Raw genomic sequence first — 13,650 nt, 5'->3', positions numbered from 1 at the left:
TTCATCGATGTCGACTCCACCCACAAACGGGTCTACGGCCGGACCAAGCAGGGCGCCGAGTACGGCCGGTTCAAGGGCATCCGCACCCTGCACCCTCTCCTCGCCACCATCTGCACCCCCACCTCGCGGCCGGTGATCGCCACCGTGCGGATGCGGCGCGGCAAAGCGGCCGACTCCCGCGGCGCCCCGAAATTCGTCAGTGAGGCGCTGGCCACCGCGGCCGAGGCCGGCTGCACCGGCCTGCGCCTCCTGCGAGCGGACTCGCAGTTCTACAACGCCGGGGTGATCGCCGCCTGCCGCCGGGCCGGCGCCCGCTTCTCGATCACCTGTGGCATGAACCCCTCCGTCAAACGAGCCGTCCTCGCCATCGACGACACCGCATGGCAGCAGATCACCTACCCCACCGCCGTGCCCGATCCCGACACCGGGGAGCTCATCTTTGATGCGGAGGTCGCCGAGATATCCGCCTACACCGCCTTCGCCGGCCGCAAGAAGAGCGAGCAGGTCACCGCCCGCCTCATCGTGCGCCGGGTCCGTGACCTGGCCAGACCCGCGACCGTCGGGAAGCAGGGCGAGTTGTTCCCGGTCTGGCGCTACCACCCGTTCTTCACCGACAGCCCCGCCCCCACCCTCCAGGCCGAGCGGGAACACCGCCACCACGCCGTCGTCGAACAGGTCATCGCCGACAGCAAAGCCTGCGCCCTGGCCCACCTGCCCTCGGCACACTTCCACGCCAACGCGGCTTGGTTGACCCTGTGGGCGATGGCCTACAACCTGCTGCGGGCCACCGGAGCACTGACCTCCGCCTTCCACGCCAAGGCCACCACCGCCACCCTCCGCGCCCACCTGATCCAGGTCCCGGCCAGGATCGCCCGCTCCGCACGGCGCATCACCCTGCACCTGCCACACAACTGGCCCTGGCGACATGCCTGGACACATCTGTTCGACACCGTCCACCATCCGCCCAAAGCAGCCTGACGTTCCTGACCACCTCGCCCGCCAGGGCCCGACCGGAGCCGAATCGTGGAAGAGCTGGGCAGACCAGCGGGCAACGCCTGCCCAGCCACGGCAACCGCTCCACACCCGGCTCACAAGCCCCTCAGAAGATCACTCTCGAGCCTCGTCGGTGGATCGAGGCTAAGTCGACCGCCTTCCGTCTGCTGGGCATCCTCCAGCGCAACGATCTCGTCCAGCGGGTCGGCAGCAACTACCGACTGGGCAGCAACCTCTTCACCATGGGCGAGCGAGTGTACGGTGCGACGCCGGTGCTGCTCCGCGAGCAGCTGATGCCGCATCTCGTGGACCTGTACGAGCTGACGCACGAGACCGTGCACCTTGCGGTCCTGCGTGGCACCGACATCGTGTACGTCAACAAGATCCACGGCCACCGGGCCGCCCGCTCCCCCTCCAAGATCGGCGTCCGGCTGCCCGCGTACTGCACCGGCGTCGGCAAGGCCCTGCTGGCCTTCGACCACGACGCGGCCGAGGCTGCCGTGTCGGCTGGCCTCCCGGCCCGCACCGAGTACACCCTCGCCGACCCGCGACGGTTCCGGGAGGAGCTGCGGCGCATCCGCCAGGACGGCATCGCTTACGACCGGCAGGAAGCCGCCCCCGGTCTGACCTGCGTCGCAGTGCCGATCATGGGTGCCTGTGGACGTCCGGTGGCGGCGCTCTCGGTCGCCGGCGCCCACCACCGCTGCGAGCCGTCCCGATACGCCCCGGCCCTGCGCCGCGTGGCCTTCGAGGCGGCATGCGCCCTCACCGCGGCGAAGGGACGCCAAGCGGCAGCGCCGTACGACGTGAGCAGGCCGCCGACGGCCTGAGCGGACCGCCGGTGCCCCGGCATGCGCGGCACCGAGGTCACCGGGCAGGCGGATCGGACACGCCGACCCGGCCGATCCGCCTGCCATGCCGTCGCGGACTGTCCGGCCCCACCCGTTTGTGGATGGATCCCGGTCTGCGACATGACCATCCTTGGACTGGACGCGGAGAACGGTGACCGGCCAGGCGTGCGCGCAAGAGCACCACGGTATATGCCCGGACGCTCGCGCCTGGCGGCCCCGTACCGCCCTGACGAGCGGCCAACGCCAGATTCCGCCCTGTCCCGGGGGTGGGCCAATCGGTTGTGCCGAGATGCGGCACACCAGGTGCGGCGAAGCTCAGCGTCTTTCGTTCCCGTGGGTCCGCGCCAGGTTCGTACCTCCGGTGCCAGGCTGGACGCGCGGCACGCTCACCACGATGTGCACCAGGCTCTCGTCCGCCAGTGACTCGTACACGTGGGGCCGGTCGCCCGGATAGCGCGCGAAATCCCCCTCGTCAAGCTCCAGCGGGCTGTCGACAGGCCCCACGCGTACCTTGCCGCTGATGACGTAGAGGTGCTCCAGCGTGCCCACCGGGTGCGGTTCGGACGGCATGTCAGCACCGTCGCTGTGCCGGCCGATGCGCACCACGTAGTTCTCGATGACACCTGAGCCGTAGATGTGGTCGAGCGACCGTGACTCGTACCTTCCGTGCTGCTCCCAGACAACCTCGTCGCCCCGCTGCACGGTGATGACCTGTTCCTGCTCGGCGACCAGCCGGGTCACCGGCACGCCGAGGGCCGTGGCGATGGAGAACAGGGTCTCGACCGTGGGGTTGCCCGTGCCCTGCTCCAGATTCGACAGTGTCTGCTTGGCCAGCCCCGCCCGGCGGGCCAACTCGGCCAGGGACAGGCCGCGCTGGTCCCTGAGAAGGCGCACATTGCGCGCGACCACGGCGTTTCCTTGTGACACACAGCCACTCTACGAGCTCCGGTCGGCGTCCTCCGCACCGCCCGCCATTCGGAGATGGGCCAGCAACGCCGCCCCGACGGCCTGTGACTCTTCCACGGCGAGATGACCCGTAGGCGGTGATCCTTCTCAGGTCGCGCCGAACGTCGTAGGCGGCGAGGGCGTCGCAGCAGGCGGCGTAGCCGATCGGGTCGGCGGTCGCGAGGTCCTGCAGGAACGTCTTACCGAGGGAGGTCGCGGCTGTGCCGGGATCGGCGAACCAGCGGCTGAGCATGGCCTCGAGCAGGGCGCCGGTTCCCTCGCGTCGTACGAGAGCGGCGCGCTCCTGCCAGAACTGCGGCGGGCCGAAGTACGCCAGGAACAGACCAGCGCCAGCGAGGCGATGTGGTCCGGCTGATGCAGTGCGAGGTGCACCCCCACACCGCCGCCGAGCGAGATGCCGGCGTAGTGGAACCGGTCCCGGCCGTGGTGGGCGACGAGGTCCAGGACCATGTGGGCAAGGTCGCCGACTGTCGTACGGCCGGGCTTGTGATCCTGGACGAGATCGCTCGGCGAGCCGCCGTGCCCTGGAAGGTCGTAGCACAGCACGCGGTGGCTCTCGGCAAGCACCGCCACATGGGGGTCCCATACGGTCGTCGACGTGCCGAGCGAGGGTCCCAGGACGAGCAGCGGCGCGTCGATGGGACCGAGCACCCGGTGATGCAGCAGAGGGCGGCGTTTCACTGGGGCTCCTGTAGAGGTTCTCAGCGTTCGAGGAGGAGGGCGAGGCCCTGGCCCACGCCGATGCAGAGGGTCGCGATGCCGGTGCCCCTGCCCCGGCGGGCGAGCTGGTGGGCGACGGTGCCGGTGAGGCGGGCGCCAGAGGCGCCGAGGGGGCGGCCGAGGGCGATGGCGCCGCCCTGCGGGTTGAGGACCGCCAGGTCGAACTCGGGCCATTCGGCGAGGCAGCCGAGGACCTGGGCGGCGTAGGCTTCGTTGAGTTCCAGGACGTCGAGGTCGGCGAGGGTCTTGCCGGCCTTGGTCAGGGCGCGGTTGACGGCCTCGACTGGGGCAAGTCCGAAGTAGTGCGGGGCAGCCCACCCTCGGCGACCTGCGTGCCCACCCCGGCCGGGGTGTAGAAGGCGGGGATCCCGGCACGCAGCCGCTCTGCCGGCGTGCCCTGGGGGATCAGTTCCACCTCCAGCTCCCCGGCCAGGTACTGGCGGGCGAACTCCTTGTTGGCGCCGATGTAGGAGCCGGTCACACGGGCGATCCGGCCCGCGGCCAGCAGGACCGCGAGACCGGATTCCAGGGCGCCGCAGTTGTTCGACACCACGCTCAGCCCGCTCACCCCGCGCTCGTACAACGCCTGGATGAGCACGTTCGGCACACCGCTGAGCCCGAACCCGCCCACCGCCAGCGAGGCACCCTCCGGTATGTCGGCCACCGCCTCGTGGGCGGTGGCCACCGTCTTGTCCATCAGGCCGCTTCCTCGCCGGCCGCGAGGTCGGACGGGTGCCGGGCCAGAGGCGTGACCTCGACGCTCATGTAGGGGAAGAGCGGCAGGTTCCAGAGGATCCGGTGCAGCGCCTCGTTGTCGGCGACGTCGAAGATGCTGATGTTGGCGTACTGGCCGACGCACCGCCAGATGTGCACCCACTCACCGGACTTCTGCAGTTCCTGGCAGTAGGCCTTCTCCCGGGCCACGAGGTCCGAGCGGACGTCGGGGTCGAGGTCCCGCGGAATCTCCACGCCCATGCGCACCGCGAACAGCATCGCGTTTCCTCCGGTTCTTCACTGTTCCGGCGCGAGCTCGAGGTTGTAGTGGACCTCGTGCCCGTTTCCGTCCGCCGCCGGGGCGGGGTCGAGTACCAGCTCGGGCTTGACGGCGGAGGCGATGTCGTCGGTGACGTGCTCGCCGCCGCGGAAGTACAGCTGGGTGGTGAGCGTCTGGTGGCCGGGTGCGCTGACCTTGAGGTGGAGGTGGGCGGGGCGCCACGCGTGCCAGCCGGCGGCGGCGATCAGCTTGCCGCAGGAGCCGTCCGTCGGAATCTGGTAGGGGGCCGGCTCGACGGTGCGGATGCGGAAGGTGCCCTTCTCGTCGGCGGTGACCCTGCCGCGCAGGTTCCACTCCGGGAGGTTCGGCGCGAACTGCGCGTACAGGCCGTCGGCGTCGGCCTGCCAGATGTCGACGAGGGCGCCGGGCAGCGGGGTGCCGTCGGCGCTGCGCACCTGGCCCTGGAAGACGAGGGGGGTACCGCTCTCGTCCTCACGCATGGGCAGGGTGGCGTCCGCGGACAGGGCCGGGGCGCCCGGCACGTAGTACGGCCCTTCGATGGTGCCCTTACTGCCGGGGCGAGCCTCGTTGTTGACCTCCTCGACCACGTGCTCCACCCACACGTCGAGGAAGAGTGGCCACTCGCCGTCGAGGCCGACCTGGATCAGCCAGGCCTTGAGGGCGTCGTACTCGGCGTAGGTGACCTTGTGACGGCGGATCACGTCGTGTACCGCGGCCAGGACCTCCGAGGCGAGCGTGCTGACCCGCTCCTTGCCGCTGGCGGCCTCGCTGCGCTCTTTGGCCTGGAAACGCTCGGTCGCCGAGGCTCCGGAGGCAGCGGCGGTGGCCTTCACTTCGTTGCTCTTCTGTGCGGTGACGTCGGTCATGTCCGCCTCTCCTTCGATCTGGTGGTCGGGTCAGGTGTCCTGGCGGTAGTGCTTCAGCTTGTTGTCGTCGATCTCGATGCCGAGGCCGGCGGCCGGGCGTATGCGGAGCGTGCCGTTCTCGATCCGCAGCGGCTCGGCCAGCAGGTCGTCGGTCATGTCGAGGAAGTTGGACAGTTCCGCGGGGCGCCGCGCGGTGGTCTGGAAGGCGGCTCCGAACGCGGCGCTGCACAGGGAGCCGATCTGGCCGTCGATCTGGTTGCCCATCACCACGTCGACGCCCAAGCCCTCGCACTGGTGGACGATGCGCTGGGACTGGGTGAAGCCCGTGCGTGCCGTCTTCACGCTCACCCCGTGCGCCGCCCCGGCGAGGAGTTCGCGGGTGACCTCGGCGGGCCGGGTGGCGCTCTCGTCGGCGTACAGCGGGATGCTGCTGTGCTCGGCGAGCCAGCGCCGGGCGAGGACGTCGTCGGCCGGGCACAGCTCCTCGGCGAAGGTGAGGCCCACGTCCTCCAGCTCGCGCAGGGCGCGGGCCGATTCGGCCGCGGTCCAGCCCCGGTTGCCGTCGATGTAGAGCTCCACGTCCTCGCCGAGGGCTTCCCGCAGGGCGCGGGTGGCCTCGACGTCGTCCCTGTAGGGGCGGCGCCCGACCTTCACCTTGAAGGCGGTGATGCCGTACTCGGCGCGCAGTTTCTCGGCCTCGGCCACCATCTCGGTCGCCGGGGCGAAACCGACCATGTGGGCGACCCGCATCCGGTCGGTGAACCCGCCGAGGAGCTCGGTCACCGACACGCCCAGCGACTGGCCTATGACGTCCCACAGGGCCATGTCGAGGGCGGCTTTGGCGGTGGGGTTGCCGACCGTCCTGGCCAGCCTGGCCCAGATCGCCTCGCGGCGCAGCGCGGACTCGCCCAGGATTTGCGGGGCGAAGACGGTGTCGATCACGGCGATGATCGACGCCTGGGTCTCGCCGTAGGTGAAGGGGCGGGGTGGCGCCTCCGCCGTGCCGGTGATCCCGTCCTCGGTGTGGACGCGCACGAGTACGTGCTCGGCCGTGCCCACCTCTCCGCTCGCGAAGCGCAGCGCCTTGCGGTAGGGGATGGCGAACGGGATCGTCTCGATCCTGGTGATCTTCACGTCTGGTCCTTATCGGCGGATGAGCGGACTGCGCACGACGTGAGTGCCGGCAGCGCGGTCGGCCGCGTCGAAGAAGTCCTCCCGGTAGATGTCACGTGGGAAGAGACGCGCCTTCATCAGGGCCTTCATCGTGTCGGCGACCATTGCCGGACTGCCGCAGACGTAAGCCACGTGGCCGGAGGCGCGGGGGTAGTCCTCGGCCAGCAGGGAGGGGACACGCCCACTGCGCCCCCGCCAGCTGTCACGGGAGAGCGCGGGACGGTAGGTGAACCAGTCGTGCTCCGCCTGAAGCGTCTCGAACCACTCCGCGTCATAGAGGTCGTCCTGGCGGGCGACGCCGTGGTAAAGCACGACCTCGCGCTCGATGCCGGTCTCGACCAGGTGCCGGAGCATCGACACCATCGGGGCGAGACCAGTGCCGCCGGCCAGCAACAAGACGGGTTCCTCGCGCAGCGGCCGGAAAGAGAACTGGCCATAGGGGCCGGACAGTGTCACCCGCTCCCCCGCCGTCAGGCTCTTGAAGATCCAGCCGTCGGTGCACAACCCGTCCTCGGAACGCTTGATGTGCAGTTCGATACGACCGCCGTCGGCGGGGCTGCTGGCGATGGAGTACGGCCGCTGCTCGCCGCCGGGCACGTCCAGCAGGACGTACTGTCCCGGGTTGAATGCCAGCGGCTCGTCCAGCGTGATGACGACCCGCCGCACGTCCGGGGCGATGTCCTCGACGACGGCCACCTGGCCCGCCCGGTCCCGCACCGGATGGATGTCCACGCCCTCCTCGACGTCCACCTCGCCCTCGACGACGAGGTCGCTTCGGGGGCAGGCCACGCACAGCAGTGCGCAACCCTCCTCCCGCTCGCTCTCCAGCAGCGCGTACGGAGAGGCGTCACCGAGGTCGGCGTCGCCCTCGAGGATCTGTGCCTTGCAGGTTCCGCAGGTGCCGTGGGTGCACGCGTGCGGCAGCCAGATGCCCTCACGCAGAGCGGCATCCAGCACCGTCTGGTCCTCACGGCACTCGATCTCCGCGCCGAGCGGCTCGATGCGGACGGTGTGAGTGGTCACTGCGGTTCTCCCTTGCCGGACCCGCGGGTGCGGGAGGGGCTACGGGCCAGCCGGCGCCCGCACCCGCGGGTGATTGCGGTGGCCGCTCAGGCCGCGAAGCTGAGCAGCGCCTTGTGTCCGATGCCGAGATCCGCGAGCGACTTGTCCTGCCCGCCGGAGAGCGGTTCGTCGAACAGCCGCCACTCGGTGACCGAGTCCGGGTCGAAGTCGGGATCGGACGCGGCCCAGCCGTGCACCGTCGAGGTGACGAACGCCGCGAACGTCATGGTCTTCGGCACCCGGAAGCAGGCGGCCGAGCAGAACAGCGGGTTGCCCCGCCAGTGCACGTAGACCAGCTGATCGTCGCCGAACACCTCGGCTCGGTCGGCCGACGGGAACTCGTAGTCGTACAGCGCCTTGACCGTCATCTCACACCGCCTTGCCGTCGCCGTCGCTGTGCCATGCGGCCCAGGCGAGCTGGTCGGGGGAACCCGCGTACTCGCCGTTGTCACCCTCCTGGATGCCGTACCAGGCGAGCACTTCGGGAATGGTGGGGCCGCCACAGTTGCCCTGGTAGATCTGGTGGACGGGGAGCCAGGCCTGGACGTACTTCTCCGGCTCCCGTTCGAAGATCCACTGGCAGCCGTCGCTGCAGGTGTGGAAGGTCTCGTCGCGGAAGGTGCTGCGCCGGAAGGAGATCTGGGCCGGATTTCCGGGCTCGGTGAAGGCCATCGGTACCTGGCAGACCTGGCACAGCTGCGGCAGTCCTTGGAAGAACACCCGGCCGCCGTCGGCCTCGATCTTGCGGTGCTTCTCCCACACCGGCCGGTAGACCTGGTTGAAGGAGTCCGGGTACTGCTCCGCCAGCCACGCCATGTGGGCCTCGTCGGGCGTCGTGGTGGTGAAGGCGGCGGCGAACGAGAAGTTGTGCAGGATCTTGTAGACCTGGTGCGAGAGGTGGTCCTTCTCGGCGATCGCAGCGCTCACGTGCCGGGGCGGCTGGATGCCGTAGTACTCCAGGTCGGGGAAGAGCCCGCCGAGCATCTGCTCCTCGAAGTACAGCTCGAATGCCTCGCGCCAGCTCATCACCGGCTTGGGAAGCATGTAGTCCATCATTGCCGCGACCAGCGCGGACATCCGGTACGCCCGCCAGAACCACTTGTCGATCCAGTCCTGGATGATCGGCACGTTGCCCTCGTCCTGCTCCAGGAGGAACTTGATGGCCTCCAGGCCCAGGGTCATGTGCCGGCTTTCGTCGGACTGGGCGGAGAAGCCGAACGACATGGTGGGCATGTCGCCGTTGAAGCTGGCGCCGCTCATGAACGGCACGAACAGGAGGTTCGTCAGCAGGTACTCGAAGCTGAACGAGATGGAGATGAGGAACTCGAACGGCCCGGCGGCCATCGCGTCGTCGAAGAGGGACTTGGTCACCGACAGGTACCAGACCCGGTCGTGCATCTTCGACCAGCTGTGGAAGCCGCCGTAGTACTTGTTGTAGTTGCTGATGGTGTGGATCTGCGTCTGGCAGTGGCGCAGTTCGTCCACGCTCTGGCACAGCGCCGCGAACCGGGGGGCCGGGCCCTCCAGGTGGCGGGCCAGGTAGGCGAAGTGCCGGTGTGCCGCATACTCCAGGGGTGTGACGCCCTGGATGAACAGCTTGATGGCGTTCAGGTAGCTGGCGTCCGACAGCGACAGGTGCCCCTGGCTCTGCGCGAAGCCGTCCAGCACGGCGTACAGCCGCTTGTCCTTCTCGGCCTGGTACTTGTAGTAGGCGTCCACCGTCAGCCGGAAGGGATCCTGCCAGCCGTCCCAGTCGTGGATCTTGATGCCCTCGTAGCGGGTGTGCGGAAAGAGCCGCTCACGGTCGACGTAGCCCGGCTCCCAGTCCAGGTCGCGGGTCAGCAGCGCATAGCGCTCCTTGAGCGGCAGCTTGCGGGCCGGCTTCGAGGCGGCCTTCTTCGTGGGCACGCTCATGTCAGTGCTCCCAACTCACGACGATCTGGTCGTCGTCCCACTCGGAGAAGTTGCCGGTGTAGGAGACGATGGCCAGCTGGAACTCGCCGGTCTCCCACTCCCGCCCGAGGCGGTTCTCGACGCTTTCGCGGTTGATGACGATCCGGCCCGCCGCCTGCAGCTTGACGAGGCCGGGAAGGTGACGGAGGGTCAGTTCGGGGTTGTCGTCCTTGATCGCCTCGATCAAGGCCCGATTCTCCTCGGACTCCTGGAGGTCGATGCCGACCTGGCGCAGTGTTCCGGTGCTCATGCGGCGCCTCCGGTGGTCTTGGTCCATGCGGTGGCGTGGGCGCCGGCGAGGTCGCCGAGCACAGTGGTGCTTGCCGCCTGCGGGAGCGTCTGGTCGATCGCCTCGGTGAGGGCCGCGACCGCGTCGTGTGCCCGGTCGGACCAGGTGGCGGCGATCCGGGTCAGTGCTGCGCGGTTGTCCTCGCCGCGTTCCGGGTCGTTCGCCCAGCAGGTGAGCAGCGCGTCCAGCCACCTGCGCTGGTCGGCGTACCACGTGGCCAGGTGCTGTGCGACCAGGCTGTACGCGCCGGCCCCGCCGAGCAGCGCGGTCTCGTCGAGGTGCTGGTACAGCAGCGGGTAGATGAGTGAGTCGACGAGGTCGACGGCCAGCAGGCCCTCCGCCCAGTCCTCGACGACCATGATCTCCTCGATCAGGCGGCGCAGTGGCTGGAGGTGCTCGCCGTCAAGCCATTGCCGCTTGGCCTCCTTGAGCGCCTCGGCGGTGCCGCCGGCGGCGGCGATCCCGGCCCGGGAGAGCATCTGTGCGTTGCCGATCCGGTCGAACGCCGCGAAGGTGCAGCACTGCTCCAGGGATGTGCCGTAGGCGAAGCGGGCGCCGGAGACGCTCACCAGCTGGGCCCCGGACTCGTAGTGCCTGAGCGGGACGACCACCGAGGTCAGGACCGTGTGCCACGCCTCGGGCAGCTTCGCGAGCAGGTCGCGCGCCTCCAGGTAGCCCAGGGTCTTGCCGAACTCGTCGTGCAGCGCGGCCCGTTGAGTCACGTACGGCGTGTAGTAGTACTGGCGCGGATCGGTGTAGCTGTACGGATCCGTCAGCCGCAGGGCGGAGAACCGCTCGTCATACAGCTCGCGGTCCTGCGCCCAGGTGGGCCGGTAGTGGAAGTTCTCCCTCGGCTCGACGTCGAGTGTCGCTTCGAGATAGCGGCTCGCCGGCTGGTCGCCGAGGCGGTCGATCACGTTCTGGTAGGTCTGGCGCCTCGGTTCGAGGACCCGGTAGCGCAGTTCGTATTGCACGAGCTTCTCCTGACGGGCTTCATCGGCATCAGGGACGGTTGCCGCGTTGTATCAGCGGCGTACGGAGGCGGCGATCAGGCCGAGCAGGAGTGCCTGAAGCTCGTCCTCGCTGGTGAGCCGGCGCGGTCCGTCGTCCGGGAGACCGGAGGCGGTGAGCCGGGCGACGGCGGTACGGCCGGAGACGGCGGTCTCCACCCGGGCTTCGGCTTCGCCGCAGCCGATGGTGAAGGACAGGCTCCCGGGACCGGTCTCGTCCGCCAGGGTGAAGGCGGTGCCGTGGTCCCGGAGGACCGCGTTCGCCTCACAGACCAGCTGCTCGGCGAGGGACCGGACGACGACCTGCGTGTCGGTGACGACCGCCACCGGGCCGGCCTGGCTCGGTTCGGTCTCCGGCACGGGCGGTGGCGCCCCGTCGAGCAGGGACATCACGGAAATCATGAACGGCGTCATCGGGCGCTCCTTGGTCCGAGCTGACGTCCGCGGGGCCGCTCGGGCGGTGCGCCACTGCCGCGGCCTGCGGTTGCTCCGAGTGTTACAGAGCCGCAATGACGTGTGAAATATCGATTACTAATCGATTGATACCTGGCGCGTCACACTCGACCGCTCCGCGGTGGGCAGGGCCGCGGCCGTCAGCGCGTGGCAGGTCGGCCACCGCCCAGCAGCCATCGCAGGCGAGGCATCACCTGGGCGAGCAGCGCGGAGTCCTCGCCGGCTCGGGTGGCGACGGCCAACTCGACCTCCTCGGTCGTGCCCGCGAGGGGCCGGTACGTGACCCCGGTGATGTGCAGGTGCTGCACCGAGGCGGGCACCAGCGCGACGCCGAGTCCGGCGGCCACGAAGGCAACGAGCGTCGAGGTCTCGGTCACCTCCTGCAGCGCCGAAGGCCGGAAGCCCGCCCGCTGGCAAGCATCGAAAACGGCGTCGTACACCACCGATCGGTGGTGGGAGGGATAACAGATGAATGGCTCGGTCTGCAGTTCGACCAGCGGCACGCTCTTCCGGTCGGCGAGTTCGTGCCCCTCCGGCAGCACGGCGATGAGCGGTTCCCGGCGAAAAACCAGGACGTTCAGCCCGGGGTCGCGCACCGGGGGGCGCAGGAAGCCGATGTCCAGGGACCGGTCGTGCAGGGCTTCCACCTGTCGCGGCGTGAGCATCTCCCCCTTGAGCTCCAGCTCGATCCCCGGGAACTCCTCGCGCAGCGCGCGGGCCACCGTCGGCAGCAGCTCGTACGTCGCCGAACCGGTGAAACCGATGGCCAGCTTGCCGACCAGGCCCGCGGCGACGCGTCCCGCCTCGTCCGCAGCGGCGTCCACCGCGGCGAGGATGCCGCGCGCCCGCTCCAGGAACCGGTCACCGGCGGGTGTGAGCTCGACCCGGCGGGTCGACCGGGTCAGCAGTTGAACCCCGAGTTCGATCTCCAACTGTTTGATCTGCTGCGACAGCGGAGGCTGCGCGATGCGCAGACGCTCCGCGGCGCGCCCGAAGTGGCACTCCTCGGCAACTGCGACGAAGTACCGGATGTGCCGTAGTTCCATGCTGGCGAGCATAGGTGGGCGCTTGACCCCTTCTCTCCGATGCTCCCGGCCCGTACAAGCTGATCAGCGAGGAAGGGCACGCAAGGCCTCAAGCGCCAGCCCCAGATCGGCCAGGGTGCGGGGATCGGACAGGGGGCGACCGATCAGTTCCTCCACCCGGCGCAGCCTGTAACGGACGGTGTTCGGATGCAGGAACATACGCTCGGCAGCGTCCGGCGCCCGACCGCCCGCGGCGAACCAGTGGCCAAGAGTCTCCAGGAGACGCGTCCGGTCGCGCGAGGGCAGAGCGAGCACGGGTTTCAGGACGAGGCGCACCAGGCGGGTCGCCTCCTCGGGCGCCGCCGCGACGACCATAGCCAGCGGACGGTCGTCGAAGCGGGCCACGCCCGCCGACTCCCCGGGCAGCCCGGTGAGCGCCAGCCGTGCGAACCGCAATGCCTGGGGGGTGTCGCTGAGTGAGTCGAAAAGAGGGCTGATCCCGACCCGGGCGCGGCGCCGCCGCAGGGTCCGCACGCTGAGCGTCTCGGCGTCCGGCACGGCGAGGGACAGCAGGCCGATCTGCTGATCCGGCAGCAGCCGCCAGGCCGAGGACACTTGGGCCTCGCGCAACGCCGCCTCGATCCCGGGCAACGGTTCCTCCCCTGCTCCTCCGGGAGCCGTGGCCACCACCACCGCATACGGTCCCTCCTGGGGCAGCCCGAGATGGCGAGCCGCGTCGTCGAGGCCAGCACGGTCCGCGATGTCACCCCTGCACAGGGCCTCGACCACTGCTGAACGTCTCGCCTCCCGCTGCCGACTCAACTCGGCGGAGGTCTCCCGGTATGCGGTGGCGAGCACCTCCGCGTATCGGCCGAACAACACCCAGATCTCCGAGGACCCGGCTGCGAGCTGCGCCTGATCGATCTCGGGGTACTGCCGGGCCTCATCGACGATCTGCGCCCAGAGGGAGTCGAACGCGGTCCGGTAGGCGTGCAGCGTTTCCGCCAACGGGACGCCTTGCTCGGCACGGATCCGCCCGGTCTCGCGTGCCGGGTGTACGTCGGGCTCGCCGCCCTCGGCCAAATACGCCAGGACGACGCGCGCATTGCTTTCTAGGGAAAATCGAAGCGATTCCCCGGGAACAACCGAATCATCGGCGTAGGAATCAACCTCGGCACGAATGCGCACCGCCAACACCTCACTGATTTCGTGAAGGCGCTCCTGCAGCACCGAAGCGACAGCGGAGAGGTCCATCTCCGCAGCTTATGGCGGTG

Annotated in this window: 15 protein-coding genes and 2 pseudogenes; 2 read left to right on the top strand and 15 right to left on the bottom strand. The window is 69.4% G+C overall.

From position 1 onward, the window contains the following. Positions 1-978: IS1380 family transposase (locus ACWCQ1_RS44165; protein ID WP_451029140.1), on the top strand; the 978-nt coding region annotated here is incomplete at its 5' end. A 257-nt stretch (positions 979-1,235) separates the two neighbouring features. After that, positions 1,236-1,823, top strand: coding sequence for an IclR family transcriptional regulator (locus ACWCQ1_RS44160; protein ID WP_451029139.1), 588 nt, complete (start codon positions 1,236-1,238; stop codon positions 1,821-1,823). A gap of 336 nt (positions 1,824-2,159) precedes the next feature. Here ACWCQ1_RS44160 and ACWCQ1_RS44155 read toward each other — a convergent pair whose 3' ends face one another. From ACWCQ1_RS44155 to ACWCQ1_RS44085, 15 genes and pseudogenes are all read right to left on the bottom strand, one after another. Then, on the bottom strand, positions 2,160-2,753 hold the full coding sequence (locus ACWCQ1_RS44155) for a helix-turn-helix domain-containing protein (RefSeq protein WP_451029138.1): 594 nt from the start codon (positions 2,751-2,753) through the stop codon (positions 2,160-2,162). Positions 2,754-2,897: 144 nt separating this feature from the next. Next, positions 2,898-3,491, bottom strand: a complete 594-nt coding sequence (locus tag ACWCQ1_RS44150) for an alpha/beta fold hydrolase (protein ID WP_451029137.1) — start codon at positions 3,489-3,491, stop codon at positions 2,898-2,900. Between the two features lie 20 nt (positions 3,492-3,511). Continuing rightward, positions 3,512-3,838 (bottom strand): annotated as a pseudogene (locus ACWCQ1_RS44145) (3-oxoadipyl-CoA thiolase); the annotation flags it as partial. Beyond that, positions 3,838-4,227 (bottom strand): annotated as a pseudogene (locus ACWCQ1_RS44140) (CoA transferase subunit A); the annotation flags it as partial. The pseudogenes ACWCQ1_RS44140 and ACWCQ1_RS44145, both read right to left, overlap by 1 nt. After that, the gene (catC, locus tag ACWCQ1_RS44135; protein ID WP_451029136.1) at positions 4,227-4,523 is read right to left on the bottom strand and encodes a muconolactone Delta-isomerase; all 297 of its coding nucleotides are present in this window, start codon (positions 4,521-4,523) and stop codon (positions 4,227-4,229) included. The pseudogene ACWCQ1_RS44140 and the gene catC, both read right to left, overlap by 1 nt. A gap of 18 nt (positions 4,524-4,541) precedes the next feature. Further along, the gene (gene catA, locus ACWCQ1_RS44130; RefSeq protein ID WP_451029135.1) at positions 4,542-5,411 is read right to left on the bottom strand and encodes a catechol 1,2-dioxygenase; all 870 of its coding nucleotides are present in this window, start codon (positions 5,409-5,411) and stop codon (positions 4,542-4,544) included. 30 nt (positions 5,412-5,441) lie between these two features. Beyond that, positions 5,442-6,545 carry a mandelate racemase/muconate lactonizing enzyme family protein gene (locus tag ACWCQ1_RS44125; protein ID WP_451029134.1) on the bottom strand — a complete coding sequence of 368 codons (1,104 nt, stop codon included), beginning with the start codon at positions 6,543-6,545 and terminating at the stop codon, positions 5,442-5,444. Positions 6,546-6,554: 9 nt separating this feature from the next. Then, on the bottom strand, positions 6,555-7,607 hold the full coding sequence (locus ACWCQ1_RS44120; protein WP_451029133.1) for a 2Fe-2S iron-sulfur cluster-binding protein: 1,053 nt from the start codon (positions 7,605-7,607) through the stop codon (positions 6,555-6,557). A gap of 86 nt (positions 7,608-7,693) precedes the next feature. Next, positions 7,694-8,014, bottom strand: coding sequence for a phenol hydroxylase subunit P4 (locus ACWCQ1_RS44115; RefSeq protein ID WP_389085330.1), 321 nt, complete (start codon positions 8,012-8,014; stop codon positions 7,694-7,696). Between the two features lies 1 nt (position 8,015). Next, on the bottom strand, positions 8,016-9,560 hold the full coding sequence (locus ACWCQ1_RS44110; RefSeq protein WP_451029132.1) for a hypothetical protein: 1,545 nt from the start codon (positions 9,558-9,560) through the stop codon (positions 8,016-8,018). A 1-nt stretch (position 9,561) separates the two neighbouring features. Continuing rightward, positions 9,562-9,849, bottom strand: a complete 288-nt coding sequence (locus ACWCQ1_RS44105) for an MmoB/DmpM family protein (protein WP_352358412.1) — start codon at positions 9,847-9,849, stop codon at positions 9,562-9,564. Continuing rightward, positions 9,846-10,862: a hypothetical protein gene (locus ACWCQ1_RS44100; RefSeq protein WP_451029131.1), complete on the bottom strand. Its 1,017-nt coding sequence runs from the start codon at positions 10,860-10,862 to the stop codon at positions 9,846-9,848. The genes ACWCQ1_RS44105 and ACWCQ1_RS44100 overlap by 4 nt, the downstream gene beginning before the upstream one ends. 51 nt (positions 10,863-10,913) lie before the next feature. Then, positions 10,914-11,312, bottom strand: a complete 399-nt coding sequence (locus ACWCQ1_RS44095) for a hypothetical protein (RefSeq protein WP_351955313.1) — start codon at positions 11,310-11,312, stop codon at positions 10,914-10,916. Positions 11,313-11,491: 179 nt separating this feature from the next. After that, positions 11,492-12,397: a LysR family transcriptional regulator gene (locus tag ACWCQ1_RS44090; protein WP_451029130.1), complete on the bottom strand. Its 906-nt coding sequence runs from the start codon at positions 12,395-12,397 to the stop codon at positions 11,492-11,494. Positions 12,398-12,460: 63 nt separating this feature from the next. Next, positions 12,461-13,630 (bottom strand): PucR family transcriptional regulator, encoded by a 1,170-nt coding sequence (locus ACWCQ1_RS44085; protein ID WP_451029129.1) that lies wholly within the window; start codon positions 13,628-13,630, stop codon positions 12,461-12,463. Positions 13,631-13,650 lie beyond the last annotated feature (20 nt).

Source organism: Streptomyces sp. NPDC002144 (assembly GCF_053593695.1).
This window is presented reverse-complemented; position numbering and strand designations above follow the sequence as displayed.